This window comes from Gordonia sp. DT218 (genome assembly GCF_049847105.1).
In the GTDB taxonomy this organism is placed as follows: Bacteria; Actinomycetota; Actinomycetes; order Mycobacteriales; family Mycobacteriaceae; genus Gordonia.
On sequence record NZ_JBNCNS010000007.1, the window covers coordinates 1 to 24,564 of the forward strand.

Genomic DNA, 24,564 nt, shown 5'->3' on the forward strand with positions numbered 1-24,564 from the left:
GGATGCGAGATCGACTGATCAACTGCACGTAGGAACTGGCTCTAGAACGGCCTGGACCGACTATCGGGGACCTGCCAACATCATGGGCATGGAGGTGTCGGGCACGATCGTCACGCTCGGCAACGAAGTCGACGGTCTCGCACTGGGCCAACCGGTCTGCGTGTTGATCGCAGGCGGCGGTTATGCCACGTACGTCGTTGTCCCGGCTGATCAACTGCTCCCGGTGCCGGCCGGTCTCTCGCTGGTCGAGGCGGCGCCTTGCCCGAGGTCGCCAGCACGGTCTGGTCCGCCGGCCTACGAGCAGGCGAGACACTGCTCGTGCATGGCGGCGGCAGGGGCAACGGTACACATGCCATCCAGGTCGGTAAGGCACTCGGCGCGAAGGTCGATGTGACTGTTGGCTCCGAGGAGAAAGTGGCAACGCTGCCGAGATCTGGGTGCCGACATCGTCATCAACTACCGGGATCAGGAGTTTGCGACCGAACTCGCCGGACAGGCCGAAGTGATTCTGGACATCATGGGCGGTAGCTATCTCTCCAGTAACGTTGACGCGCTCGCCGTGTGCGGCCGACTGGTGATCATCGGTATGCAGGGCGGGTTCACCGGCGAGGTCAATTGCCGCTCGTCGAACAGGGTCTGATCCGCCCGGTCATCTCGGCAACCCTGCCGCTCGCGGACGCCGAACGCGGCCACGCAATGCTCGACTCCCCCGCCTCGGTGGGCAAGGTCCTGCTGATTCCCCCAGAACCATCGACAAGTGCGGCCACTGCGCCATGACATCCGACACCCGTTACCACCATGGCGATCTGCCCAGTGCACTCATACGGGCTGCTGTCGAGTTGCTCGAAACGGATGGTGCACAGGCATTGTCGCTGCGCGCTGCCGCACGTCGTGCCGGAGTGTCCACCGCGGCACCCTACCGCCACTTCCCTGACCGCAACGCCTTGTTGTCAGCCGTTGCAGCCGTGGGCTACACCGAACTCGCGCAGGACTTGAACAAGGCCAACCCGGCACCCATCACGTCTGCGGATCTGGCCGCGGTTGCGATTGCGTACGTGAACTTCGCCCTGCGCCGACCGGGTCTCTTCCGGGTGATGTTCACCGAAGGATGTGGCACCGCCAGCCCCGACCGCGTCACTGCCGTCGCGGCAGTTCACGATTACCTGGGTTCGATCGTCGAGCAGGCCTTAGCCGACGCGGCGTCGGAGCCGATGGCGACCGCGGTCTGGGCACTCGTTCACGGCCTGGCTTTCCTCCACCTCGACGGCAAGCTCGACATGTCGTCCGATGCGGCAGTGGCCGAACGGGTTTCCTCGTCGGTCTACGCCATTCTCGGATACTCACCCAAGCCTGATTGACGATCACCGACGTGACTACACGCATTCTGAACGTCGACAGCCCAACGGGCGTAACCATTTCCATGGAACCCTTACTGCCCAAACCTCCCAATTGCGACAAGGCCGGCAAGGTGTGGCGAGTAGATCTGGCGCGAATGGCATTGTTGGAGAACCTCTCTCCCCGACCGAAGTCGACCTCGTCGCTTACGGCGCCATCCACTCGACAGGGTGTACACGCCCGACGACGCCGAAGCAGAGATCAATAAGCGCGGCGTCGGGCTCTCAGATTCGCGTGGTATCACTCTTGTGGTACGACCGCCCAGTGCCGGCTTGGTACAGACCACCTCACGCACGTGAATGGCGACGCACACGGAACAACCAGTGAGGAACGACCATGGCCCGGATCTCCCGACGACTCCGTCGCACCGCTACCGCCGCTATGGCGCTGTCGATCGGCATCGGCGCGGGCCCGCTTGCCGTAACCGCGATGGCAGCACCCCTGCCCAGTCTGCCCATCGGGGCGCCGAAGTACACCGTTGATGTGAACGCGGGCGCCACGCCCGGCTACATCTACTACAGCAGCGGCATCAGCGCAGCGGCGCTTGTGCCCGGCGTCGGCAAAGCGGCCTCGGGAATCCCGGCGGCCAAATCGGCCAACATCGTCGTCGACAAGTCCGGGCGAGAGGTCTGGCGCTACGACCCGCCTGCGGGTCAGGACGTCTCCAATTTCCGCACCCAGACCTACCATGGCAAACGGGTGCTGACCTGGTGGCAGGGCGAAACGGTCGGCGGACATGGCTCGGGTGCCGACTACATCGCCGACGAGCACGGTCATGTCATCGAAAAGCTCGATGCCGGTGGCGCTCCCACCGATGTGCACGAATTCCGGCTGACCCCCGATGGCCGCGCGCTGGTCACCTCCTACCACGAGGTCGACGCCGATCTGACCGCGATCGGTGGCCCGAAGACCGCCAAGATGTACGACGCTGTCGCCTCGGTCGTCGACGTGGCCACCAAGCGTGTGCTGATGCGTTGGAGCGCTGCCCAGCATGTGCCGCTGACGGACTCGACGGTCACCGGCAAGACCCCTGGTAGCGACGCCTACGACCCCTACCACATCAACTCGATCGCCCTCGATCCCGACGGGGACCTGGTGATCTCGATGCGGGACACGTCCACGGTCTACGACGTCGACGTCCGGAGCGGCGCGATCACGTGGCGACTCGGCGGTAAGCACTCGACCTTCACACTGGGACGCGGCGTGCAGTTCGCCTTCCAGCACGACGCCGAGTTCGCAGGCCCGAACACCATTCGGCTGTTCAACAACAACTCGAGCGGTTTCGAGACCGACGGCCTGTCGAGTGTGCAGTGGATCCACCTCAACCACGCGACCCACCAGGCCACCCTGGTGCGCAACCAGACCCACCCCGACAACCTGGTGGCTTTCGCGATGGGAGACGCTCAGCCGATTCCGAACGGGAACACTCTCGTCGGCTGGGGAATGGCGCCACATATCTCCGAGTTCACGCCGTCCGGCAAAATGGTCTATGACGCCCGCCTGCCATTCGGTACCTATCGGGCGTATCCCGCGACTTGGGCACCGACGCGCTGATACGCGGCCGCGCTATGGCCTCCGCTGTGCGCCTCCCCGGCGCAGATCGTATCCGTCGCAGACGATTCACCGACTCTGCAAGCGAACTCAGACGCCACAGTCCACCGATGGCCAGGTCATTGACGCCACATCTGATAGTGCCAGGCAGCGTGCGGTAACGCGCTGGCGCCCGCGGGCGATTTCGGTGGGGAGACGATGATGGTGGCCAACGGCGTGCGTGCGCGGAGGCCTCGGCGGAGGAACGGTGTGCGTGAACGGTGTGGGCAGCGCTGCGGGGGCTGTTCGTCGAATGACGACGCAGGCGCACAAAGGTCAGGGCCCGCGGTTCAGTTGGACCGCCGTCACGACTTCGCGCCCGGGAGGTGAAGGCAGATGCCCTATCTCGGTCTGATCTACCTGGTCATTCTGGTGCTCGCGATGGTCGACATCCTCACCACTGACAGCGTGATGGTGCGCGGTATGCCGAAACCGGCATGGGCATTGCTGGTTGTGATCGTGCCCCTGATCGGCGCGTTGCTGTGGCTGGCCTTCGGCAGGCCCACTGCCGACGACCTTCCCCGCCGCGACCGGCCCGGTGCGGCCGGCGACTTTCCCGAGTACGACCGGCCCGGACGCTACATCCCCGAAGACCCCGATGCCGATCGTGAATTCCTGCAACGACTACGTGATCGGGCCGAACAGCAACGCCAAGCTGCACGCGAACAACGCCGCGCAGCAGAGCAACGAGACTCGGACCCTGACGACGAACCACCCACGGTGAGCACGTAGGTCGATCACACGTGCTGTCGCGAAGTGTTCAACTGACCTTTGCCACAATGGGATTGGCGCGTATCGCGTCGATGAAGACGCGAGCTTGGTCGACGTCGCGGGGCCGGTAGAGCCGGATGCCGTAGTAATACCTCTGGCCCTTGGTCGCCTCGATGATATTCGCGCAGTCACAGGAGCCATCGCCGAAACACACGGTGACGGTGCCCCTAGTTCACCGAACAGCACAGCCGAGCCATCCCAGACGCCCCCCTCAGACAGTCATCTGCCGCGGGGCCGATTCGAGGTCACTGATCGCGGGTGTTCACGCGAAAAGGCTCCTGAACGCTCTCGCTGTCAGCTCAAACCGACGCGCTGCGGCGCCGTGTCAGGGCGTCGACCATTTGCGTGGACATCGTGTTCAGTGTCGCGGAGTCCTCGTCCTCGACCGCGGTCAGCACCCGGATCTCGTCATCGGTGAGGTGCGGTGCGATCTCGGTCGCGTGGATGTTGTCGGCCAGATGTTCGGAGGACTTGGTGCCGGGGATCGGGATGATCACGGGCGAGCGTCGAAGCAACCAGGCCAGAGCGACCGTGGACGTTGGGACGCCGAGTCGGCGGGCCGGCCGCGTGAGCGCTTCGGGCTCGCCGAGGGCGCCGGTGGCGAGGGGGAAGTAGGGCACGAACGCGATGCCGTCGCGTTCGCAGGCCGCCAGGACCTCGATGCCGCTGCGGTCGATCAGGTTGAAGCGATTCTGGACGGCAGCGATGGGTGTGATCTGTTGGGCACGCTCCAACATCTCGGGAGAGGCACCGGACAGCCCGATGTGGCGGATCCTGCCCTCCTCGCGCAGCTCGATGAGCGCGCCGAGCGACTCCTCGAGCGGCACGTTCTCGGCCGGTGTGTTTCCTGGTGCCTGGCTGTCGCCCCACAGCCGGAGGTAGGTGAGGGAGCTGGACTCGGTACGCATGTCGAGCAGGGCGTCTTCGACCTGCGTTCGCACCGTGTCGGGTCGGCTGTCGGTCAGCCACTCGCCGGCGGGACCGCGCAATGCTCCGACCTTGTTCCCGATCACGATCTCGTCGGCGAGCGGACTCAATGCCCGTCCGATGAGCTGATTGACCGTACGAGGACCGTAGGCGTTTGCGGTGTCGAAGAACCGTACCCCTTGTCCACGGCCTGGCGCAGAATCTCGATCGCACCGGTGACGTCATCTGGCAGGCCGATCACTCCGGGCCCGGCCAACTGCATGGCACCGTACCCAAGACGCGGGACGCGATCCTTACCTCCCAGCGGATGGGTGCCGGTGAACTCCTCATTGGTGGAATCTGTCATTCGTCTGGTCCGTCCTCTCGTATGTTCCGCACAGGTGCCGAGCCTTCGGTCAGGACGCGCAACCACTGCCGCAGCAGGGCCTCCTCGGCCTGGGTGAACAGGGCGGCGGCGGAGCCGAGTCTGGCGAGCAGTAGCCGGGCGGCCTGCTCGGCGTCGGTGGGTTCCGATGAGCGGCCGGTGAGCTCGGACAACAACGCCCTGCACATCGAACGTGCCAGGGGCCCGGTAGCCGACCCGCCGCTGTGATTGAGCTGGGTGACGCACCCGATCGCCATCGCCATCGTCAACGCGGTTGCCTCGTCCACGTCCATCCGGAGCAGTCCCGCTTCGGCGAGGCGCTCCAGCCCGCGGCGCAGTTCCTCCTCAGCGATCTGCGCCGCCCGGGTACTGCGCTCCTCCTCGCGGTCGTGCATGAGCGCGTACAAGACCGGGTGTTCCACGCCAAAACCGATGTGCATGTCCCAGCCCGCCGCGAAGTCGACCAGCAGGTCACCGGAGCGAGGAACGGCGCGCTTGCGCTCCAGGTACGCGGTGAAGGCGTCCTCCGTGACGACCTGGAGCAGACCGCCTTTGTCGCCGAAGTGGTGGTACAGCGTGGGCGCCGCCACCCCGGCCGCCTCATACAGTTCGCGCGTGCTCGGCTCGCGATGCGGATGCTCAGCCAGCAGCGATTGCGCCGCCGCCACCAGGCGCGCCTTACCTGACTCCATATATCAACGATACATTCTGGGGCAAAGAGACTGTACCAACGATTTATCGGGCTCCGTTCCGGAACGCACCGCGGTCATCGGTACGCGGCCCTGGGCGCGGTAGGAACCCACATCATCAGGGGACCCCGACCCACAACCCGACCAGATCAGCCCGTCGCCGCTACACCTCAGATCGGATGAGCCCGGTAAGGTCACTGGCACTACCGATGTGGGCGTCATGACCGTCTGGTCAGAACATTCGCCGGATATCGTTGGGAGTATGAGGTGCGACGAAAGTGGCGTCTGCTGGTGGCTGCGCTCGTGCTGATCCTTGCGGCGAACGCGGTCTGGGCGTGTGCGGATGCCGCCCCGTCGACGCCGTCGGTGCCCTCCCCGCGTTGGATCGTGGTCTCCGGGTCGGTACCCGGCCTGGCCGACGCCGGCCTGCCGAGGTCGGAGCTCGACAATCTGAACAATCATTCGACGCTGATGCTGGTCCAGAAGGTCCACGCCAACAGTCACCTGCCGAACGGAACCCCGACCTTCAGCTTTCGCAGCGCGGCCGACCTGGGGACCGCACTGAGCGCCGGACAGGTACCGGATTCCATGCATTGGCTGTTATTGGATCTGGAGGCGTGGTCGTTGACGCCGAAACCGGAGCAGCGCGATCCGATCGGCGCGCTGCGTCGTGCCGAGGATGTGGCCCATCGCTACGGCAAGGGCGTGATCTTCGCGCCCGCCATCAACTTGATGAATGTGCTCGAACCCGGGTTGTCGGGGGATGCGCTCTATCAGGCGTTCATCGACCGGTTGGTCACCCCGGGTGCTGCGATCGCCGACGGCTTCGAGATCCAGGCGCAGCGCACGGAGGCGACCCAGTACGCGACCTCGTTCGTCAAGGAAGCCGTACAGGCCGCCTACGCTGCCAATCCCAGTGGTGCTCCGGTATTGGCAGGAGTCAGCACCAACCCCAACGGCCGGCAGGTGACCGCCGACGACATGATCGAGGTCTACAACGCCGCCAAGACCGCCGGTGCCACCGGATACTGGCTCAACATCCCCGGTGGTGGCAACGAATGCCCGAATTGCGGGGAACCGCAATACCAGGTCGCCGTCGAGTTCCTGGAGAAGATCTCCTCGACGCCGACCTGAGATCGACAGTGGCGCGAGGAGCTGCACGTGCGGGTCCATCTCGACGTGCCGTGGTTCGCTGGAATCGACGTTCGTGAGTAGGTTCGTGACCATGGATGACGAGCAGCCCAGCCAAACGGCGCTCGCGACCGCGTACGCTCGCGCGTACCACCAAATCGCCGACCGGCCAACAATCCTCACCGATCCACTCGTGGCGCGCCTCGTCGGAGTGACCGCCGACGAGCTGACCGGTCTGGCCGAGCCCACCGAGGATCGTCCCGGGAGCGGCGCCACCTTTCGACCGCGTCGCCTGTTCTTTGCCGCTCGTGCTCGATTTGCCGAAGACCGGGTGGGCGCGGCCGCCGCAGCGGGCGTGCGGCAGGTCGTGATCCTGGGCGCAGGTCTCGACACCTTCGCGTACCGCAACCCCTACCCGTGCCTGCGAATGTTCGAGGTCGACCACCCCGCAACGCAAGCGTGGAAACGTGATCGACTCGTCGCGGCCGGAATCGAGGTTCCCGAGACCCTGGCCTTCGTCCCCGTTGACTTCGAAACCGATCTGTTGTCAACAGAATTGGAGTCCGGCGGATTCAGCAGGTCTGACCCAGCCGTGTTCGTGTGGCTGGGCGTCGTGTTCTATCTGACCTCGGATACCGTGCACGCCACCCTCGACTACATCGCCGGTCAGACCCCGCCGACCGAAGTCATCTTCGACTACCTGCAGCCGGCCGGCACCGACGAGGATCGAGCGCAGTTACAGGAACGTGCGAATCGCGTGGCCGCGGCCGGCGAGCCGTGGTTCAGCTACTTCACTCCCGCAGACATCGCGGGACACCTGCGTGCTCGTGGCTTCACCGACATCGAAGACCATTCCGCCGCCGAGCTCATCGACAGCTATCTCGACGGGTCAGCGGAGTTCGAGAGCGACCCGCCGCATGCATTGCGCGCGAGCCGAATCCTGCGGGCGAGGCGCTGAACTCGTGTCCTGAGGCTCTCGATGTCGCGTTCTCGTCACAGCGTCATTCTTCGGTGGCACGCGAATTGGTCAGCGTGAGAGCGCCAACCGCGGTGATCACCCCGACGACGATCGCCAAGATGGCGTAGGTGATCCGTTCGCCGTGGAAGAAGGACTCGACGAGATCGCCGCTCCAGATGCCGGCGGGTAGTTGCGTGGTCACCAGAGCGGCGATGAGAGTACCGACGATGGCGGTGCCCAGGCTGGTACCGACTTCCTGCGCGGTGTCGTTGAGAGCGGTGCCGATCGACGTGCGGTTGGCCGGCATCGCGTTGACCAGCGCAACGGCGCAGATGGTCATCACGGTGCGCAGGCCGATGGTCATCACGACCATCGAGACGGCGATTGCGGCGTAGCCGTGTTCGACGCCCCAAGCGAGGCCGCCCATCGAGCCGGCCAGGCAGAGCGCACCGATCAGGCAGGCGATGCGATGACCGAAACGTGCGGCGAGCCACTCCGAGAGCGGTGACGCGAGAAGCATCGTGATGATGATCGGCAGGTTTGCCAGGCCGGCTTTGACGGGGCTCCAGCCGTAGGCGTACTGGAAGTGCAAGATGAGTCCGAACATGGTGGCAGCCATCGCGATCGCGGTCCCGGCCTGGGCGATGGTGGCACCGCGGACCGTGCCGTTGGCGAACAGTCGCACGTCCAGCATCGGCGATGCGGTCCGCAACTCGTGCCGGACAAATGCCGCGCCGGCGATGACGGCACCGACGATGGAGCCGATGGTGAGCGTGGACAGCCAACCGTGCTCGACACCGCTGGTCATCGACCAGCACGCGAGTCCGATCGTGGTGATGCTGAGCAGTGCGCCGGGAAGGTCGAGCGCATCCTTGGTGAGGCCATCGGGTCGGTCGGCGGCGACGCCCAATCGGACGCCGATCGCGGCAATCAGTGCGATCGGGGCATTCACGACCAGAAGCCACTCCCACCGCACATGTGCCAGCGCGGTGCCACCGAGCAGCGGACCGAGGACGAAGCCGGCCATACCCACGACGATCATCACCGTCATCGCACGCATCCGTAGCTTCTCGTCGTCGAAGAGACGGAACACCAGTGAGTTCGTGATCGGGGCCATCGCCGCGGCGGCGACACCGAGCGCGGCGCGCAGCGCAATGAGTTCGCCGGTGGTGGACACGGCCACGACGAGCAGACTCAGTGTGCCGAATGCGGCGAGCCCGGCCAGTAACACCCGCCGGCGTCCGAATCGGTCGGCGATCGAGCCTGCGGTCAGTAGAAGTCCGCCGAAGGTCAATGAGTATGCACCGGTCACCCACTGCAACGCCGTGGTGCTACCGCCCAGGTCGCGCCCGATCGTCGGCAAAGCAATCGACAACAATGTGTTGTCGACCATCTCGACGAAGAAGGCCAGGCACAGGGCGGCGAGCGGAATCCACGCCGCAGCGAGCGAGGTGTAGGTGCGCGACGTTGTCGACGTCGCGGTTCGTGTGGTGGTGGTCATCGGGATCTCCTTCCCGGAGGGGTAGCGGAATTGCGGCCAACGCTAGGGACCGGCTCTGTCGTGGTCCTGCCGCACGCTGTCGCCAGGCTGTCGCGCGCTGTCGTGCCGTCCGGCGGCACGTGTAAGACCGTGAACGTCGTCACGGAAGGGGGTGATGACCAGGCAGAACCCACGCCCGACCGACGGAACGGCGAGTGGGTGGGCCGGTCCTGTCAGGTCTGCCGGCGCATTTGCAGACGGTTCGGCAGGCGCGATCCTTAGAATGGCCGAGCACGCTTCGCAACATTTGCACACGGCTTGACGGAACCGACGAGGAGAATTGTCGATGGGCGAACACCGGGTACGCGTCGACGTCGGCGATGACGGCGTCGCCACGGTGACCTTGGATCGCGGCGAGAAGCACAACGCGCTGGATCCCGCGATGTTCGATGCGATCTTGGACACGACCGGGGCCCTGGCCACTGATCGTCGGGTCCGTGCAGTGGTCCTCCACGGTGCGGGCAAGAGCTTCTGCTCCGGATTGGATATCTCGGCGCTGGGCCAGGGCGGCGGAGCAGCATCGCTGCTGACACGCGAGCCCGGTCATCTGGCCAACCATGCGCAGCGAGTCTCGACGGATTGGGCACGGATCCCGGTGCCGGTCATCGCCGCGATCACCGGCAATTGTTTCGGTGGCGGCCTCCAGATCGCCCTGGGTGCCGACATCCGTTACGTGACGCCGGATGCGCGGCTGTCGATCATGGAGGTCAAATGGGGCCTGGTGCCGGACATGGGCATCACGCAGACACTCCCCCGCCTGGTAGCTGCCGACGTCGCCAAGGAGCTCACCTTCACCGGCCGCATCATCTCGGGTACCGAAGCCCACGGCTTGGGGCTCGCCACCCGCGTCGTCGACGACCCGCTGGCTGCGGCACTCGAACTGGCTCACGAGATCGCCGGCAAGTCGCCCCATGCCGTCCGCTCGGCCAAACGACTCTACGACGAGACATGGAACGGGGCGGACAGGGCAACGGCACTGATGCTGGAGAGTGAGCTGCAGGTCGGACTGATGGGTTCGGTCAACCAACTCGAAGCGGTCGCTGCCGGTATGGAACGTCGAGGCGCCCACTTCGCTGACCCGGACTGAGACAACGGACGGCGAACGCGGGTGTATCACCCAGGCGGCGGAACCGATTCGTCGCTGATCCAATTGCCGTGGAATCCGAACGGAATGCGTTGTGGCAGCGCCACTCGTGCGACATACCCGCGGCGGTCGAACTCCTGTGCATCCATGACGACGAACTCCGCCGTCGCCGCCTCGATGTCGTGGACGAACGTGATGAGCCAGCCGTCGTCCTCGGAATCGTCGCCGCCGGGCCGCCCCACGAAGACGGGCTCCCCTGCCGCTCTGCCCGGCCCGTGGTCGAATACGCGCCGTTCGCCGGTCAGGAGGTCATGCTTGAGGGTGGGCCAGCCCTGCGAACGATCGAGTGAAGGCGCTGAGCAGTAGCCGTACCGGTTCTCCTGGAGCCCCACAGATCCCCGGTGCACCGGGAACTCGTTGGGGGTCTCATCGATCACGGTGACCGAACAGGAGCGTTGCCGTGGATTGATCTCCCACCGCTCCAGCCGACTGAGTCCATCCCCGAACGGGCCGAAAACATCTGCTGCGAACATCTTCTGGTAGTTGCAGACGTCGATCACCACGGTGCCGTCGACGCGTTCGAACGCGTTCATGGGGTGGAAGACATAGCCGAGCGGGACGTCGATCCAGACGATGTCTGCTGCGGTGGCACCCGTACCGCCATCACCGATGCGCGGCAGCAAACCGATCCGGTTGCCGTAGTCGGGATTCCACCGGAAGGGGAACCGGCCGGTCATGGCGACATCGATGTCAACGGTGCAGGGCTGGTCGTAGACGATCGCCCAGTTGGGGGTCAGGGACATGTCGTGGAGCATCGTCATGCCCGGCAGCGGGATGTCGAGCGTATGACGCACTCTGCCATCGGCACCCACGACGACGTACTGGACATGATCCATCCATTGCGCCCACGCGTAGACCATCGCATGCAGCTCGCCGGTGCTCGGATCCCGCTTCGGGTGGGCGGTGAAGGCGCCGGGAAGAGTTCCGTAGAAGTCGTTGCGGCCCACGGTCTGCAACTCGTAGTCAAGCTCGACCGGGCAGCTACCGGCCTCCATCACGGCCCAGGTGGTACCGGCGAACCCGGCAACATTTGTGTTCGGCCCGACCTGGTTCCCGCTCCAATTGGGGCCAGAGATATCCGGAAGGCCGCGAGCAGCGGAGATCTTCGCCGACCCGACGAGACGATTGCGATACCAGTCTGCCTTGCCGTCGCGTAGCCGGATTCCGTGCACCATGCCGTCCCCGGTAAACCAATGATGCGCGCGAAGATCGAGGGATCTGATGTCGGTAGGGTTCGGCCCGTTGCGGACGTACCGTCCGTTCAACTCGGCAGGCAACTCTCCGTCGACGGGAAGATCGAATGCAGTGATCTCATCGGCGACCGGTGCGTATGGGCCGGACACATAGTCGGTCACGTCGACGAACGAGGTCGCTGTCCCGGGATCGGTGGTGGACATGGCTGCCTCCTCGACGGAACCGTCCCATTCTGGTGACGGACGAGGACGGCCTTCCTTACGGACCTTACTCCGCCCAGCTACTCAGAGGAACCGACGACCGAGCGCGCACACAACCCGCGCGACCAGTCGAAGGACGGAAGCCTCAGGTGCTGAACAACATTCATGAGGTCCGTGTTGTCGAGGGCGCATGCCGCCGACGTGTCACCTACGACGACCTGATCCCTCGTCGTAGCTCCAGGCCCTCATCGGGACGCCGTCGAAGACCATCGCGGCGGCGGCGTCGAACAGCTGCATCGTGTCGACAACAAAGGTTCGCCGGGTGACCCCGCACGCGCGGAGTGCGGAACCGTGGTCGACTGCCACCACCACCACGACGCCCAGTGCGAGTGTGCGCCATGCGTTTTTGACAAGAATCCTGGCCGGCGCCCGCATTCCGTCGAAGGCCACGTTGAGCCGACGGCACTGGAACGGGACGTGGTGCCGCTCGTCGTCGAGGATCCGCTCGGAAACGTCTGTCAGCAGCTCATCGTCTCCACCATCGGCAAGCGCACGGTAGTAACGCAGCGCGACGATCTCCGCGATTGCCAGGACCATCAGTTCGAGTCTCAAGCCCAGGAGTCGGCGAAGGTGGACGAACACGGTATCGGACCAGTGCGCCCGTTTCGTCGGAGCTCCGGCAGACCCGAGTATCCCGGCAAGCATTCGTGCGTGGTTCTGTTCCTCGGCGACAAACAGTCGGATGGCGGTTTCGTAATCTCGATCGCTCACGGTCGCCGCGTTGGCGATCAGGTGGGCGCCGTCGCCGCTTTCTCCGACCTGAAACTTCTGCACGCTCCGCACCACCGCGGGGTGTAATCGGGATGCATGCGTCCAGTCGGGCTCGGGCTCTGCCGTCCGGCGCGCGGCTCTGGCCGTGAACTCCGCGGACCACTCATGCGGTTCGGTCATGTGACAACGGTAGACAGCGCCTGTCCGCGCGTGGCTCAGGCGCACCCACCGAATCCGGCCCGTGCCACCTGTCGGGGCCCGGGCGGCGCCTGCCTACGGTGTGTTCTGGGGGTTCTGGGGGTTCTGGGGGCTCGCCGAACGATTCGCATGGGAACGTAGATGGATGACAGACACGGTCGAGGTCGGCGGTAATGACGCCGAGGGGCAAACCACGACGCGCGGTCGCAAGGCCCGGGCAACGACGGAACTGCTCCTGGCCACAGCAGAACGGCTGTTTGCCGAGCGTGGAATATACGCAGTGTCGAACCGGCAGATAGCCGACGCGGCCGGCCAGGGCAATCCGGCGGTGGTCGGCTACTACTTCGACAGCCGACTCGATCTGGTTCGGGCCTTGGTCGAGAGGTTCAACCTGCGCATCGAGGTCGAGCGCGAGGCAATGTTCGATCGAATGGATCGCCACGCCGGTATCCGCCAGTGGATCGAATGTCAGGTGCTCCCCTTCACCGGCGGGTTCGACGAGCTCGGGGCGACGTCCTATTTCGCCAGATTCTGTGCCCAACTCATTGCTGACCCCGAGCTGCGCAGCATCCTGCTCGACGAATCGCTGGTGTCGTCTCCGACCAACCTACTCACTTATCAGGGACTGGTGGAGACGTTGCCGTTTCTGCCGCCACAGCTGCGTGCCGAGCGCGCGGAGTGTGCTTTCTTCCTCACCGTCGGGATGTGCGCGGACTTCGAACGTGCACGCGCCGCCGGAATCCCCACAGCGCGAACCACCTGGGACGAGCTCGCCCTCGGCCTCGTCGACTTGCTGGTGGGCGTCTGGACCGCGCCCGTGTCACCGGGGTGACGTGATCGCTGGGCGTCATTGCCCCGTTGAGTTGTCGGCATCGCTGCCACCGGCGTGTACTGCGCGTTCAGCGACGCAAACCCCGTAGACTCGGCGCCGCCACGGCCCCCGATTGCCGGCGCCTGCGGCGGTGAACGCGTTGGTTTCGACGGAAAGGTGGCGCGGGTGTCGCTGTCAGACCGCATCGACAATTTCCAGCGCAAGTACCCGAAGTCCGGTTTTCCGCTGGCCGTCGCCTACAAATTCTTCGACGATCAGGGCGGCTATCTCGCCGCACTCATCACCTACTACGGATTCATCTCGCTGTTTCCGCTGCTGCTGGTACTCACGTCGGTGCTCGGTTTCCTGCTCGAGGACAACCCGGACCTCCAGGAGCGCATCGTCGACTCGGCACTCTCTCAGATCCCGGTCGTGGGCGATCAGTTGGGCGAATCGGGTCAGCTGAGCGGCAGTACGACCGCGGTGACCATCGGCGTGGTGAGCGCGATATACGGTGCCCTCGGCGTCTCCGTGGCGATTCAGAACGCGATGAACATCGTATGGGCGGTTCCCCGCAACGAGCGACCGAATCCGATCCGGGTGCGGATCAAGGGCTCGTTGCTGCTGTCGACGGTGGGCCTGGCGGTCATCGGTTTGACGGTGCTCAACGGCGTGACCGCCGCCATCGACCTCGGGGGCGACGGTCGAGTGCTCGCGATGCTCGGGTCGCTGATCCTCTACACCGCTGTGTTCGTCGTCGGGTTCCGGTTCGGCACAGCCCGTCCGGTGAGCATCCGGGACGTGCTCCCGGGTGCGTTGGCCGCAGCTGTCGGGTGGCAGGTGTTACAGACATTCGGGAGTGTCTTTGTCCAGCGCGTCATCGCCAATGCGAGCGCCACCAATGGCGTTTTCGCAGTCGTGCTCGGCCTCCTGGCATTCCTCTATCTCGCCGCGGTGATGGTGGTCATCTGCCTCGAGTTCAACGCGGTGCGGGTCGACGGCCTCTATCCGAGGTCGCTCCTGACCCCGTTCACCGACAACGTCGTCCTCATGCCCGGAGACGAAGCAGCTTACTCGGCGCAAGCGCAGGCCCAGCGCAGCAAGGGATTCCAGGAGATCGACGTGACTTTCGACAATCCTCCCTCCGGTAGCTCGCCCGAACATCGGCGCGACGGCGAAGGCAACGCCGACCGATCCGACGCCGATGAGGGTGACGACGAGCAATAGTCGTGCCGATACCGCGCGAACACGGGCGCCGGGCAGACGATGCTGTGCCATGCTGGGATTCGTGACGGCACCAGATGGTCTCGACGGCGTGCGGTTCGGCTCGGTCCACGGATTCGATGCAATCCTCGTGTCGACCCCGCATGCCACGGCTGCCATCTCGGTGTTCGGCGGTCAGGTGCTGTCATTCATGCCGGCAGGCATGGTCGACGACGTGCTCTGGGTGTCTCCACTCGTCGCTCCCCCGCCGACCCCCATTCGCGGTGGAACACCCGTGTGCTGGCCGTACTTCGCGCGTGAGGGACAGACCGATGAGGTGCCCTCGCACGGCTACGCACGCACCGCGCGCTGGTCGGTGGTCGCGGGACGCACGACCGAATCCGGCGATACCGAACTGGAACTGACACCCGAAGGTCTGAATCACCTACATCTGAATCTGCGGATGACGGTTCGTGTCGGCACCACACTGGAGCAGGGACTGCACACCCACAACCCGGGTGCCGAGACCGTCACGATGACCGAGGCGTTCCACAACTACTTCCAGGTCTCCGATGTGGCTCGTGTTCGCGTCGAAGGTCTCGACGGCTCGACCTACCTGGACAAGTTCGACGGCCTGCGATCCCAGATCCAGCACGGCGATTGGGTTCTACAGAACGATGACCCACGCAGTGATCGGGTCTACCCGCGGGCCGGCGGCCACTACCGTCTGGTCGATCCGGGACTGCAACGGACCATCGAGGTGTCGGTCCGCGGCGGGCAAACCGCCGTGGTGTGGAATCCGGGTGAGGAAGTGGCGTCGGGAATGGCCGACGTCGGATCGCACTGGCGGGGGTTCCTCTGTGTGGAGGCCGCCAACGCGGGGCCAGATGTGGTCGAGGTGCCGGCCGGCTGCGACCACTCACTGTGGCAGACGGTGTCGGTGACGGCATTCGAGTGACTGCGGATCGTGCGTATGACCGGCCGACTCGAGGACACGCACGCATCCGGTATGTCCTGATTGTCCTGTTCGCGATCATCTAACCCTCTGCTGCGCAACGTCATCGAGCCGATAGACTCTCGACGCTCGCACGCGACGGAAGGCGGCCATGTTCCCGAAGTACGGTGTCCCCGACAGCGCCGACACGGCATGGATGCTCACGGCGTTCGCGCTCGTGCTGCTCATGACTCCTGCCCTCGCCTTGTTCTACGGCGGCATGGTCAGGTCCAAGAGTGTTCTGAACATGATGATGATGTGTCTGTCGGCGATCCCGATCGTGTGGATCATCTGGGTCGTGGTGGGCTACTCACTGGCGTTCGGCGACGATCACGCCGGGCTGATCGGCAGCTTCGGTTCGTTCCCGGGCCTGCATCACACCTACGGCCACGACCCCGCACACCAGGCCGGTATCCCTCTTGTCGGAACGATCCCGGCGATCCTCTTCGTCGCCTTCCAGGCCGGCTTCGCGATGGTGACCGTCGCGCTGATCGCGGGTGCCGTCGCCGACCGTATGCGTTTCATCTCGTGGGTGGTTTTCGCCACGGTCTGGTCATTGGTCGTCTATGTCCCCGTCGCCCACTGGGTGTTCAGTGCACCCGGCCTGACCGAGGAGAACGGCGGCTGGATCGTCTCCCACCTCAAGGCGATCGACTTCGCCGGGGGTACCGCGGTCGAGATCAACTCGGGTGCGTCTGCGCTGATCCTGGCACTCCTGCTGGGCCGCCGGAGGGGCTGGCCCAAGGACCCGATGCGCCCACACAACCTCCCGTTCGTCATGCTCGGTGCCGGCCTGCTGTGGTTCGGGTGGTTCGGTTTCAATGCCGGTTCGGCGCTGGAAGCCAACGGTTCGGCCGCGATGATCGCGGTCAACACGCTGGGGGCCGGGGCCGCATCGATGGTTGCGTGGCTCGTCGTCGAGCAGGTCCGCCACGGCCGACCGACATCCTTCGGCGCGGCATCAGGTGTGATCGCGGGCCTCGTCGCGATCACACCTTCGTGCTCGGCGGTGACTCCCCTGGGCGCGCTGGCGGTCGGTGTGGTCGCTGGTGCGATCAGTTCGTACGCGATCGAACTGAAGTTCCGCTGGCGGTATGACGACTCACTTGACGTCGTCGGTGTCCATTTCGTCAGCGGCGTCGTCGGCATGTTGATGATCGGGCTCGTCGCCTCGCGTTCGGCACCGGCCGGCGTCGACGGCCTCTTCTACGGTGGCGGTGTCGACCAACTGTGGCGACAGGCCGTTGCCGTGGTTGCGGTACTCGGGTACGCCGCCGCGGTCACCTGTGTCATCGGGCTGGCCCTCAAGTACACGATCGGGCTGCGGGCCGACCGCGAGCACGAGATCGACGGAATCGACGACGGCCAGCATGCTGAGTCCGCCTACGATTTCCATCCCACCGGCGGCGGTTAGCACGTTCGTTCGAACCTGTCTGTGCGACTGAGGCATTGGCCGAGTCGCTGCCTAGGAGGGCGTGTCGGACGTTCCTTGGCACCACTCCTGCGCGGCGCGCGACTGTATGGAGCTCCAGAATTCTTTCTGGCAAACCCTGTATTTGCCGACGTTGTTCTCGTTACGGTCGTCCCGGGTGCGCTTCGTGCGTCGACCCATCAGGTAAGTGCTCTGAGAAACCGAAAGGGACATCATGAAGCAGACCACTCGACGGGTTGTCGCCATTGCCGCGGCTGCCTCGATCGCCACGCTCGGTGTGGCAGGTTGTAGCGATGACAGCAGTGACTCGTCTACAGCGTCCGCGGCATCATCGGCGGTGATGGGTTCGGAGTCAGGTGCATCGGGCTCCGCGGAGGCGTCCGGCGAGGCTTCCGGCGCGAACGGATCCGTCGAACTGACCGCTGCCGACGGCACCAAGGTGACGCTGTCCGGCCCGATCGCGGCGAAATATCAGACGGCCACGGAGAAGCAGAAGGCCGATCTCGGCGCTCCGAAGACCGGTGCGGATGCCTCGGGCACCGGGGACAACGGTGTGGTGTTCCAGCAGTTCGACGGCGGGGTCATCACCGCCAAGAACGCCGACGCCGGCACGCCTGCCTACATAACGTGGGGCAAGATCCGTGATGCGTGGAACGTTACCCGCGATGAGACGGGCAAGCCTGCGCCCGATGGCAAGGGCGGGTCGCAAGGTCCGCTCGGCGTCGCCACCAGCGACGAAACCGATGCGGATGGCGTCAAGACGTCGACGTTCGAACACGGCAAGATCACCTGGACCGAGTCGACCGATCAGGTCGAGGTCACCGTCAACGGCACCGTGGTGGCGCCGCAATAGCCGATCGATCTCACGCAGATTGCGCCCCATCCGCGTTCGACACGGATGGGGCGCAATCGACTCTCGCAATGTGGCCCGTGAACAATGTGGCCGATGACCGCTGCGTAATCGTCTGCGAGGGTGCGAGATGCCGCTGCCACCCCCCCCCCGCCCGTTCGGGGCGATCTCTCTCGTTGCTTCTCCTCGCGGGTCGAACAGCGATAAAGTCCCCAAGTACGTAGTCGCGCCATCACGGGTTCAGGCACCCGGCCGACCGCTCCATGCCTGGTCGCTGCGACACCGGGGCGGCTTACCGTACGACCACCTTCGACGAGTGGACATGGGATGGACCTCGGTCTTGCGGGAAGGCTCGCAGTTGTCACCGGTGCGAGCAAAGGCATCGGACTGGCGGTGGCAACCGCGTTGACCGAAGAGGGAGTTCATGTCATCGCCGGTTCACGAAGCCGGGGACCCGAATTGGCGACCCTGGAGGACACCGGCCTCGTCACCCATGTGGCGGTGGACCTGTCGACGCCAGAAGGACCGATCGAGCTGATCAACCGCGCCGAAGAGGTCGGTGGTGTCGACATCCTCGTCAACAATGCCGGCGCGGTGACACCACGTCCCGATGGTTTCATCAGTGTCACAGACGAACAATGGCTGGCGTCCTGGACTCTCGGGGTGATGGCAACGGTGCGAACCACCAGGGCCGCGATACCCCAGATGATCAGGCGCGGTGGTGGATCGGTGGTCACCATCGGTTCGGTCAACGCATTCCTGCCGGATCCCGGCGTGGTCGACTACAGCGCTGTCAAGGCTGCGGTGACAAACCTCTGCAAATCTCTGTCGAAAGAGTACGGCGCGCAGAATATTCGGGTGAACACGATCAGCCCGGGCCCCGTCTCGACCGCGCTCTGGCTCGGGAAAGGCGGGGTGGCCGAGTCGATTGCACGCGCCGCAGGCGGATCGGCCGATGACGTTGCGCAGCACGCGGCGGCAGAGTCGGTGACGGGACGCTTCACCACGCCGCAAGAAGTAGCCGACCTCGTCGTGTACCTGGCGAGCGACAGGTCGGCGAACGTGACCGGCGCCGACTTCACGATCGACGGCGGCTTGATCACCACGCTGTGATCGCCCAGACGACAAGACCGTTCACCATTTCGCCCACCCATCGACGATCGGACCCGATTCATGAGCGCCAGCGACAACAAGACCAATCCGATTCTGTTCATCCACGGCCTGTGGATCCACTCGAGTGCGTGGGATCCCTGGATCGATTTCTTCGGCAAGCATGGCTACGCCGCCACGGCGCCCGGGTGGCCAGGCGACGGCGACACGGTGGAGCTGACGCGCGCCAACCCCGACGGAATGAACGACGTTGGGATACAGCAGATATGTGAGCACTACGCCGACCTGATCGGCACACCGGACGTCAAGCCGATCGCGATCGGGCACTCGTTCGGAGGGCTGATCGCGCAGGAGTTGCTCGCCAACGACCTGGTCGCGGCGGCGGTCGCGATCGACCCGGCGCCCATCAAGGGTGTCAAGGCACTCCCCTTCTCTCAGTTGAAGTCGGCATTCCCGGTGTTGTCCAATCCGGGCAACCGAAAGAAGGCTGTCTCGTTGACGGCCAAGCAATTCCACTACGCCTTCGGGAACACCCTCAGTGAGGAGGCATCGGACGAGCTGCACGAGAAATGGACCATCCCGGGACCGGGCCGTCCGCTGTTCGAGGACGCCACCGCAAACTTCCATCGTGGATCTCCCGCTGCCGTCGACACCCACGATGCCGTTCGGGGACCACTGCTGTTGACCTCGGGCTCCGACGACCATACTGTCCCGGCAAAGGTCACTCGCGAGGTGTTCGCGATGTATTCCGGTGGCGCGTCGGTCACCGAATACCAGGAGTTCGACGGTCGCGGACACTCACTCACGATCGACGACGGGTGGGAAGAGGTTGCGACCGCCGCGCTGACGTGGCTCGGCGACAAGGGGTTGTGATTTCGGGCGAAACGGTGGCTTGGCGATGGCTCGCGAGCGCGGTGATCGGTAGAAGATGTACAGCCGCGTCATGTCGTCGGATCATCGATCATCGCTGGGGCGGTGATTGCGATGTCGTACGTCCGTCACCACTCGCCGACGCTGCACTCGGTGGGCTTGGTCGGTCCCGCCGGCATGGAACAGCGGTTGCCTCGTGGTGTCGGTCTGCTGCCGTACGCCAGCGTCGGTGTGCTGATGGACAAACTGGTCGGGTCGCTGTACTCCTCTCGACAGTCGCCGACTACCCCCTCGTCAATCGGCACGACCTGTACCGTCGCCAGCAGTCGTCGGGTATCCCCACTCTGCCGGTCTGGGGCGCCGAGGATGCTGTCACTCCGGTCGGCCGACTGCCCGAAGTGGAGGCGCTACTCGGACCTGCGCGCACCCACGTCATCCCCAACTGTGGACACATGGCTTCCTACGAGCGGCCCGACGACGTCGCCGACGTCTTCACCACATTCCTCACCTCACTCTCCGAGCACTGAATCCTGATGACCTCCAACGAACCCGTCGACGTCCTGATCGTCGGAGCAGGGCCGACCGGCACCACGCTCGCGATCGATCTCGTCCGCCGCGGCCACACAGTCCGGATCATCGATCGAGCCCCCGCCGGCTTCGAAGGCTCGCGCGCCAAGGGGATTCAGCCGCGCAGTCTCGAGGTGTTCGCCGACCTCGGTGTCATCGACGAGATCGAGGCCGCGGGCAGTACCTACCCGTCGATGGGAATCCACCTCGGCCCACTCACCATTCCGAAGCGAATGGTCGCGGTCGAGGACCCGAGCACCGACGTGCCCTACCCCAGTACCTGGCTCATTGCCCAGCACAGCACTGTCGCCGCCCTTCATGCACGACTCGACGCTCTCGGTACCACCGTCGAATATCGCTCCGAACTCATCGGCATCCACCAGAACGATGAATCGGTGACGGCGACCATCGTCGGCGCCGACGGCACCACAGAGACCTGCGCGCGGTTCGCGGTGGGTGCGGACGGCGGCGGTAGCAGTGTCCGGAAATCGCAGTCGATCCCGTTCGAAGGAACCACCGATGATGCGGACCGGATGATCATCCTCGACGCCGTGACACACGGGCTGAGGCGCGATCGCTGGCATATCTGGCCGGCGCTGGGAGGCAAATTCACCGGCGCATGCCCATTGCCCAATTCCGGGCAATTCCAATGGATGATCCGCATCCGCGACGACGACACCGCCGATCTCGCCGACGACGCACTCACCGATCTCGTCCGCACCCGCACCGGCAATGGACGGATACAGCTCGGTGAGATCTCCTGGAAATCGGTGTTTCGTCCCAATATTCGGCTGGCACAGCACTATCGTGACCGGCGCATATTTCTCGCAGGCGACGCCGCTCACGTCCACACCCCGGCCGGGGCCCAAGGCCTCAACACCGGCGTCCAAGATGCTTACAACCTCGGTTGGAAACTGTCTCAGGTACTGGCCGGCGCACCGGCAAGTCTGCTCGATACCTATGAGGCCGAACGACAACCGATCGCCGCGCGTGTGCTCGGGCTGTCCACCAAGAACTATGAAAAGCTCAACAAGCTCGATCCGTCAGCACTCAAGCGGGGCGACGACGAGCGCCAGTTGAACATCACGTATCGGGGCGGGCCACTGGCCCCGGCGCACGCAGAGTCCACCCGCACGCTGCGGGTCGGCGACCGCGCCCCCGACTCCCGGCTGTTGCGAGCCGACGGTGGCGGCCCGGTGCGCCTCTTCGATCTCTATGCGGGCCCGCACTTCACCTTGGTCGGCCACGGGCCGACCGCTGCCGAGTATCTCGGCCAGCTCGGATGGCCGAGTGTCGGTGCGCAACTGCGCACCGTGGCGATCAATTCGGCCGAGGTCGAACGCGACGCCTCGACTGTGGTCCTCGCGGACGTCGCCGGTGATTTCGCGACGACCTACGGAATCACCTCGGACACGGTGTTTCTCATCCGACCGGATGGCTACATCGGTGCGATCGCCCACGACGATCTCGGCGCCGTCGACGCCGCTGTGTCCGGACTGATACCCCCTTGAGAGCCGGTACGGTTGGGCCTCGGGTGGTGCGACGGCCGGGGGCAGATCGGAGCGAGCGATGAAGGCAGCACGTTTCAGCAGGTTCGGCGGTCCCGAGGTCCTGGAGATCGCGGATCTTCCGGACCCCCATCCGGGTCCGGGCCAGATTCGAATTGCGGTGCGTGCGGCCGGTGTGAGCGCGAGTGATTGGAAGAAGCGCAGCGGTCTGATGGATCCGGATCTGCCGCAGACCATCGGTTACGAGGCGGCGGGCGTTGTCGACGAGATCGGCGTCGGCGTCGACAACGTGAACCACGGCGATCGCGTGTATGGATTCTCCGATGACGGTGCGAGCCAAGCGAAACTTGCTGTGCTGTCACACTATGCACCCATCCCGTCATCGCTGGATTTCGCCGGTGCGGCGGCTCTACCGGCTGCCGTCGAGACAGCCACGCGCGCGCTCGACCAACTCGGCGCTGGTGACGGCAGCACGGTCCTCATCAGCGGGGCCTCCGGCAGCGTTGGGAGTGCTGCGGTCCAACTCGCCGCGGCCCGCGGCGCGTGCGTGATCGGCACCGCGAGTCCAGCCAGTCACGAGTACCTCCGGTCGATAGGGGCCGAGCCGGTCGCCTACGGCGACGGACTCGTCGAGCGGGTTCGTGCGATTTCACCCACCGGCGTCGACCTCGCGCTCGACGTGGCCGGGAGCGGTGTCCTGCCCGAGCTCGTCGAGCTCACCGGTGGTGCGGACCACGTCGTGACCATCGCCGATTTCGCCGGAGCCCAGGAACATGGCGTGCGGTTCAGCCGCGGTGACTCCGGACGCGCCCACCACGCGCTCGCCGGGATCGCCGACCTGATCGCCTCCGGGCGCTTCGATCTCCCGCCGGTACAGACATTCCCGTTGACCGAGGTCGCCGAGGCGCACCGATTCGGCGAGAAAGGGCACGGCCGAGGCAAGATCGTGCTGCTGGTCGACTGACACGGTTCCGGACCGTCGACGCCTTGTCCGGCGAGGAGCATGCCACGGAGTTCGATGATGATTGCGGATCTCAGGCGCCCGTCGGCTCGCCCTCTTCGAGGTAGACGAGCGTGTTGCCGTCACCGTCGGCAAAGGCGAACATCGGCGGGACACCCTCCCAGCGAAGCGGCTCGTCGTTGTGCACGGTGGCGCCCGCTGCCGTCAGGCGAGCGTGCGCCTCATCCGCATCGGTCGTACCGAGTCGGACGGCCACCGGGATCTCGCTGTTCGGTGGGAGGAGAAGCAGCGAAACGGTCGAACCGGGTGGACGGACCTCCACAAGTCTTGCACCCGGCCACAGCTCCATATCGTTGACCAACTCGCACCCCAGTGTCTGGGTGTAGAAGTCGATCGCCTTGTCCTGATCCCCGACCGGGATGGAAACGCTGATGATTCGCGTGGTTGCAGCCATTGTGTGCTCCTGATCGTTGTTGCCCGTACAGGACAGACTGATCCCGGGGGCCGAAGTCATCGGATCTGTGGGTCGAGGGTTGCGTTGCCGGATTGGCCGGTCGCCTCCACCACACGACCTGAGCGCCGGCTCCGATCGCGTTGGCCGCCCATGAGGCCGAAATGAGTGACCTTGCATGCGCCCGCCGACGAGTTGACGGACAAATCGCCTCTGCCGAGGGCACGGTGACCCCGATCGACGACCACACGTCCCGTGCCGTGCTGGGTGGCCAGACCGTCGTCGGCGTCGCGGCCACTCTCACACGGCTGGACGGCGACTTCACCATCGAACGATCTGACGAACTGGCGCAATGCCTTTCGGAGGACGCCGACCGATATCGGCACGCGATCGGGGCGTTCTGAAGTGGTTGGCCGACGGCCGGATGTGCTCGACCACATGGGTCTCTATCCGGCGACCAACGTATCGATCTGATTGATGGCTCCGGACGCCCCTTCGACGATGCCCATCTCGAGCACCTTCTCCAACGCTTCGGCGGTTTCGTAAGCGCTGACGTAGGTCGCGACCGTCTGACCGTCTCGTTCTTCGAATGCATAGGTGTTCGTCGACACCGGCATGGACTCGATCGGTCTGAAGTCGTCGTCGGCGAAGCCGTCCTCGAAGGTGAACCCGTTCGGTTCGTCGATCGTCTTGAGCACCCAGTAGCCGCCGAACTTCTCCCCTTCGGGACTCGTCATGTAGTACGTGACGCGACCACCGGGAGTGAAGTCGTGTTCGACGACCGTCGCGGGATACGTCGGTGGGCCCCAGATCTTTTCGAGCTGGCGCGGATCGGCGTACAACTGCCAGATACGTGCCGCCGGTGCGGCGAACTCGGCGGTGATGGTGAGGGTGCGGGAGTCGATGTCATGGGTGACATTGGTGACAGGCATTGA

Annotated in this window: 25 protein-coding genes and 1 pseudogene; 18 read left to right on the forward strand and 8 right to left on the reverse strand. The window is 65.0% G+C overall.

The genetic code is table 11. The features are described 5' to 3' along the window. Positions 1 to 67 precede the first annotated feature (67 nt). The 4 genes and pseudogenes from ACPXCG_RS21545 to ACPXCG_RS21560 form a co-directional block, all read left to right on the forward strand. Positions 68 to 777: pseudogene (locus tag ACPXCG_RS21545) on the forward strand (zinc-binding dehydrogenase); the annotation flags it as partial. Beyond that, positions 774 to 1,358, forward strand: a complete 585-nt coding sequence (locus ACPXCG_RS21550; protein ID WP_425794293.1) for a TetR/AcrR family transcriptional regulator — start codon at positions 774 to 776, stop codon at positions 1,356 to 1,358. The pseudogene ACPXCG_RS21545 and the gene ACPXCG_RS21550, both read left to right, overlap by 4 nt. A gap of 373 nt (positions 1,359 to 1,731) precedes the next feature. Next, positions 1,732 to 2,949 (forward strand): arylsulfotransferase family protein, encoded by a 1,218-nt coding sequence (locus ACPXCG_RS21555; protein ID WP_425794294.1) that lies wholly within the window; start codon positions 1,732 to 1,734, stop codon positions 2,947 to 2,949. Positions 2,950 to 3,321: 372 nt separating this feature from the next. Next, positions 3,322 to 3,717 carry a PLD nuclease N-terminal domain-containing protein gene (locus ACPXCG_RS21560; RefSeq protein ID WP_425794295.1) on the forward strand — a complete coding sequence of 132 codons (396 nt, stop codon included), beginning with the start codon at positions 3,322 to 3,324 and terminating at the stop codon, positions 3,715 to 3,717. 338 nt (positions 3,718 to 4,055) lie between these two features. Here the strand turns inward: ACPXCG_RS21560 and ACPXCG_RS21565 are convergent, their stop codons facing one another. The 3 genes from ACPXCG_RS21565 to ACPXCG_RS21575 are packed head-to-tail and all read right to left on the reverse strand — an operon-like array spanning position 4,056 to position 5,739. Further along, positions 4,056 to 4,805 (reverse strand): aldo/keto reductase, encoded by a 750-nt coding sequence (locus ACPXCG_RS21565; protein WP_425794515.1) that lies wholly within the window; start codon positions 4,803 to 4,805, stop codon positions 4,056 to 4,058. Further along, positions 4,790 to 5,029 carry a hypothetical protein gene (locus tag ACPXCG_RS21570; protein ID WP_425794296.1) on the reverse strand — a complete coding sequence of 80 codons (240 nt, stop codon included), beginning with the start codon at positions 5,027 to 5,029 and terminating at the stop codon, positions 4,790 to 4,792. The genes ACPXCG_RS21565 and ACPXCG_RS21570 overlap by 16 nt, the downstream gene beginning before the upstream one ends. Then, on the reverse strand, positions 5,026 to 5,739 hold the full coding sequence (locus ACPXCG_RS21575) for a TetR/AcrR family transcriptional regulator (RefSeq protein ID WP_425794298.1): 714 nt from the start codon (positions 5,737 to 5,739) through the stop codon (positions 5,026 to 5,028). The genes ACPXCG_RS21570 and ACPXCG_RS21575 overlap by 4 nt, the downstream gene beginning before the upstream one ends. Before the next feature lie 264 nt (positions 5,740 to 6,003). Here ACPXCG_RS21575 and ACPXCG_RS21580 point away from each other — a divergent pair, with 264 nt between their 5' ends. Both ACPXCG_RS21580 and ACPXCG_RS21585 read left to right on the forward strand, forming a co-directional pair. Next, on the forward strand, positions 6,004 to 6,870 hold the full coding sequence (locus ACPXCG_RS21580) for a hypothetical protein (RefSeq protein ID WP_425794300.1): 867 nt from the start codon (positions 6,004 to 6,006) through the stop codon (positions 6,868 to 6,870). A gap of 91 nt (positions 6,871 to 6,961) precedes the next feature. Then, the gene (locus ACPXCG_RS21585) at positions 6,962 to 7,825 is read left to right on the forward strand and encodes a class I SAM-dependent methyltransferase (RefSeq protein ID WP_425794301.1); all 864 of its coding nucleotides are present in this window, start codon (positions 6,962 to 6,964) and stop codon (positions 7,823 to 7,825) included. A 43-nt stretch (positions 7,826 to 7,868) separates the two neighbouring features. Here the strand turns inward: ACPXCG_RS21585 and ACPXCG_RS21590 are convergent, their stop codons facing one another. Beyond that, positions 7,869 to 9,326 carry an MFS transporter gene (locus ACPXCG_RS21590; RefSeq protein ID WP_425794302.1) on the reverse strand — a complete coding sequence of 486 codons (1,458 nt, stop codon included), beginning with the start codon at positions 9,324 to 9,326 and terminating at the stop codon, positions 7,869 to 7,871. A gap of 325 nt (positions 9,327 to 9,651) precedes the next feature. On the opposite strand from ACPXCG_RS21590, the gene ACPXCG_RS21595 reads away from it, so the two are divergent. Next, positions 9,652 to 10,452, forward strand: a complete 801-nt coding sequence (locus tag ACPXCG_RS21595; protein ID WP_425794303.1) for a crotonase/enoyl-CoA hydratase family protein — start codon at positions 9,652 to 9,654, stop codon at positions 10,450 to 10,452. Between the two features lie 26 nt (positions 10,453 to 10,478). On the opposite strand, the gene ACPXCG_RS21600 is transcribed toward ACPXCG_RS21595, so the two are convergent. Both ACPXCG_RS21600 and ACPXCG_RS21605 read right to left on the reverse strand, forming a co-directional pair. Next, positions 10,479 to 11,906, reverse strand: coding sequence for a carotenoid oxygenase family protein (locus ACPXCG_RS21600; RefSeq protein ID WP_425794304.1), 1,428 nt, complete (start codon positions 11,904 to 11,906; stop codon positions 10,479 to 10,481). A gap of 201 nt (positions 11,907 to 12,107) precedes the next feature. Continuing rightward, on the reverse strand, positions 12,108 to 12,854 hold the full coding sequence (locus tag ACPXCG_RS21605) for a ferritin-like domain-containing protein (RefSeq protein ID WP_425794305.1): 747 nt from the start codon (positions 12,852 to 12,854) through the stop codon (positions 12,108 to 12,110). A 163-nt stretch (positions 12,855 to 13,017) separates the two neighbouring features. Between ACPXCG_RS21605 and ACPXCG_RS21610 the strand changes: the two genes are divergently transcribed. The 10 genes from ACPXCG_RS21610 (at position 13,018) to ACPXCG_RS21655 (ending at position 23,181) form a co-directional block, all read left to right on the forward strand. Further along, positions 13,018 to 13,704 (forward strand): TetR/AcrR family transcriptional regulator, encoded by a 687-nt coding sequence (locus ACPXCG_RS21610; protein WP_425794306.1) that lies wholly within the window; start codon positions 13,018 to 13,020, stop codon positions 13,702 to 13,704. A gap of 165 nt (positions 13,705 to 13,869) precedes the next feature. Then, positions 13,870 to 14,910, forward strand: coding sequence for a YihY/virulence factor BrkB family protein (locus ACPXCG_RS21615; protein ID WP_425794307.1), 1,041 nt, complete (start codon positions 13,870 to 13,872; stop codon positions 14,908 to 14,910). A 61-nt stretch (positions 14,911 to 14,971) separates the two neighbouring features. Then, positions 14,972 to 15,844 (forward strand): D-hexose-6-phosphate mutarotase, encoded by an 873-nt coding sequence (locus tag ACPXCG_RS21620; protein WP_425794308.1) that lies wholly within the window; start codon positions 14,972 to 14,974, stop codon positions 15,842 to 15,844. A 148-nt stretch (positions 15,845 to 15,992) separates the two neighbouring features. Beyond that, positions 15,993 to 17,294 (forward strand): ammonium transporter, encoded by a 1,302-nt coding sequence (locus tag ACPXCG_RS21625; RefSeq protein ID WP_425794309.1) that lies wholly within the window; start codon positions 15,993 to 15,995, stop codon positions 17,292 to 17,294. 232 nt (positions 17,295 to 17,526) lie between these two features. Beyond that, positions 17,527 to 18,165: an LGFP repeat-containing protein gene (locus ACPXCG_RS21630; RefSeq protein WP_425794310.1), complete on the forward strand. Its 639-nt coding sequence runs from the start codon at positions 17,527 to 17,529 to the stop codon at positions 18,163 to 18,165. Between the two features lie 324 nt (positions 18,166 to 18,489). Continuing rightward, complete coding sequence (locus ACPXCG_RS21635) at positions 18,490 to 19,275, forward strand: SDR family NAD(P)-dependent oxidoreductase (protein ID WP_425794311.1); 786 nt, start codon at positions 18,490 to 18,492, stop codon at positions 19,273 to 19,275. Between the two features lie 60 nt (positions 19,276 to 19,335). Next, entirely contained in the window at positions 19,336 to 20,145 is an 810-nt protein-coding gene (locus ACPXCG_RS21640) for an alpha/beta hydrolase (protein ID WP_425794312.1), read from the forward strand. Between the two features lie 395 nt (positions 20,146 to 20,540). Further along, positions 20,541 to 20,669 carry an alpha/beta fold hydrolase gene (locus ACPXCG_RS21645; protein ID WP_425794313.1) on the forward strand — a complete coding sequence of 43 codons (129 nt, stop codon included), beginning with the start codon at positions 20,541 to 20,543 and terminating at the stop codon, positions 20,667 to 20,669. A gap of 6 nt (positions 20,670 to 20,675) precedes the next feature. After that, positions 20,676 to 22,220 carry an FAD-dependent monooxygenase gene (locus ACPXCG_RS21650; protein ID WP_425794315.1) on the forward strand — a complete coding sequence of 515 codons (1,545 nt, stop codon included), beginning with the start codon at positions 20,676 to 20,678 and terminating at the stop codon, positions 22,218 to 22,220. A gap of 58 nt (positions 22,221 to 22,278) precedes the next feature. Further along, positions 22,279 to 23,181 carry an NADP-dependent oxidoreductase gene (locus tag ACPXCG_RS21655; RefSeq protein ID WP_425794317.1) on the forward strand — a complete coding sequence of 301 codons (903 nt, stop codon included), beginning with the start codon at positions 22,279 to 22,281 and terminating at the stop codon, positions 23,179 to 23,181. A 70-nt stretch (positions 23,182 to 23,251) separates the two neighbouring features. Here ACPXCG_RS21655 and ACPXCG_RS21660 read toward each other — a convergent pair whose 3' ends face one another. Beyond that, positions 23,252 to 23,632, reverse strand: coding sequence for a VOC family protein (locus ACPXCG_RS21660; RefSeq protein WP_425794318.1), 381 nt, complete (start codon positions 23,630 to 23,632; stop codon positions 23,252 to 23,254). Positions 23,633 to 23,793: 161 nt separating this feature from the next. Between ACPXCG_RS21660 and ACPXCG_RS21665 the strand changes: the two genes are divergently transcribed. Beyond that, complete coding sequence (locus ACPXCG_RS21665; protein ID WP_425794319.1) at positions 23,794 to 24,033, forward strand: hypothetical protein; 240 nt, start codon at positions 23,794 to 23,796, stop codon at positions 24,031 to 24,033. Positions 24,034 to 24,075: 42 nt separating this feature from the next. Here ACPXCG_RS21665 and ACPXCG_RS21670 read toward each other — a convergent pair whose 3' ends face one another. Continuing rightward, positions 24,076 to 24,561, reverse strand: a complete 486-nt coding sequence (locus tag ACPXCG_RS21670; protein ID WP_425794320.1) for an SRPBCC family protein — start codon at positions 24,559 to 24,561, stop codon at positions 24,076 to 24,078. Positions 24,562 to 24,564 lie beyond the last annotated feature (3 nt).

What these genes read in the sequence shown, in the direction of transcription:
- ACPXCG_RS21550 (WP_425794293.1), top strand. Translation starts at nt 774, where the DNA reads ATGACATCCGACACCCGTTACCACCATGGCGATCTGCCCAGTGCACTC.
- ACPXCG_RS21555 (WP_425794294.1), top strand. Translation starts at nt 1,732, where the DNA reads ATGGCCCGGATCTCCCGACGACTCCGTCGCACCGCTACCGCCGCTATG.
- ACPXCG_RS21560 (WP_425794295.1), top strand. Translation starts at nt 3,322, where the DNA reads ATGCCCTATCTCGGTCTGATCTACCTGGTCATTCTGGTGCTCGCGATG.
- ACPXCG_RS21570 (WP_425794296.1), bottom strand. Translation starts at nt 5,029, where the DNA reads ATGACAGATTCCACCAATGAGGAGTTCACCGGCACCCATCCGCTGGGA.
- ACPXCG_RS21575 (WP_425794298.1), bottom strand. Translation starts at nt 5,739, where the DNA reads ATGGAGTCAGGTAAGGCGCGCCTGGTGGCGGCGGCGCAATCGCTGCTG.
- ACPXCG_RS21585 (WP_425794301.1), top strand. Translation starts at nt 6,962, where the DNA reads ATGGATGACGAGCAGCCCAGCCAAACGGCGCTCGCGACCGCGTACGCT.
- ACPXCG_RS21590 (WP_425794302.1), bottom strand. Translation starts at nt 9,326, where the DNA reads ATGACCACCACCACACGAACCGCGACGTCGACAACGTCGCGCACCTAC.
- ACPXCG_RS21595 (WP_425794303.1), top strand. Translation starts at nt 9,652, where the DNA reads ATGGGCGAACACCGGGTACGCGTCGACGTCGGCGATGACGGCGTCGCC.
- ACPXCG_RS21600 (WP_425794304.1), bottom strand. Translation starts at nt 11,906, where the DNA reads ATGTCCACCACCGATCCCGGGACAGCGACCTCGTTCGTCGACGTGACC.
- ACPXCG_RS21605 (WP_425794305.1), bottom strand. Translation starts at nt 12,854, where the DNA reads ATGACCGAACCGCATGAGTGGTCCGCGGAGTTCACGGCCAGAGCCGCG.
- ACPXCG_RS21610 (WP_425794306.1), top strand. Translation starts at nt 13,018, where the DNA reads ATGACAGACACGGTCGAGGTCGGCGGTAATGACGCCGAGGGGCAAACC.
- ACPXCG_RS21625 (WP_425794309.1), top strand. Translation starts at nt 15,993, where the DNA reads ATGTTCCCGAAGTACGGTGTCCCCGACAGCGCCGACACGGCATGGATG.
- ACPXCG_RS21630 (WP_425794310.1), top strand. Translation starts at nt 17,527, where the DNA reads ATGAAGCAGACCACTCGACGGGTTGTCGCCATTGCCGCGGCTGCCTCG.
- ACPXCG_RS21635 (WP_425794311.1), top strand. Translation starts at nt 18,490, where the DNA reads ATGGACCTCGGTCTTGCGGGAAGGCTCGCAGTTGTCACCGGTGCGAGC.
- ACPXCG_RS21640 (WP_425794312.1), top strand. Translation starts at nt 19,336, where the DNA reads ATGAGCGCCAGCGACAACAAGACCAATCCGATTCTGTTCATCCACGGC.
- ACPXCG_RS21650 (WP_425794315.1), top strand. Translation starts at nt 20,676, where the DNA reads ATGACCTCCAACGAACCCGTCGACGTCCTGATCGTCGGAGCAGGGCCG.
- ACPXCG_RS21655 (WP_425794317.1), top strand. Translation starts at nt 22,279, where the DNA reads ATGAAGGCAGCACGTTTCAGCAGGTTCGGCGGTCCCGAGGTCCTGGAG.
- ACPXCG_RS21660 (WP_425794318.1), bottom strand. Translation starts at nt 23,632, where the DNA reads ATGGCTGCAACCACGCGAATCATCAGCGTTTCCATCCCGGTCGGGGAT.
- ACPXCG_RS21665 (WP_425794319.1), top strand. Translation starts at nt 23,794, where the DNA reads ATGAGTGACCTTGCATGCGCCCGCCGACGAGTTGACGGACAAATCGCC.
- ACPXCG_RS21670 (WP_425794320.1), bottom strand. Translation starts at nt 24,561, where the DNA reads ATGCCTGTCACCAATGTCACCCATGACATCGACTCCCGCACCCTCACC.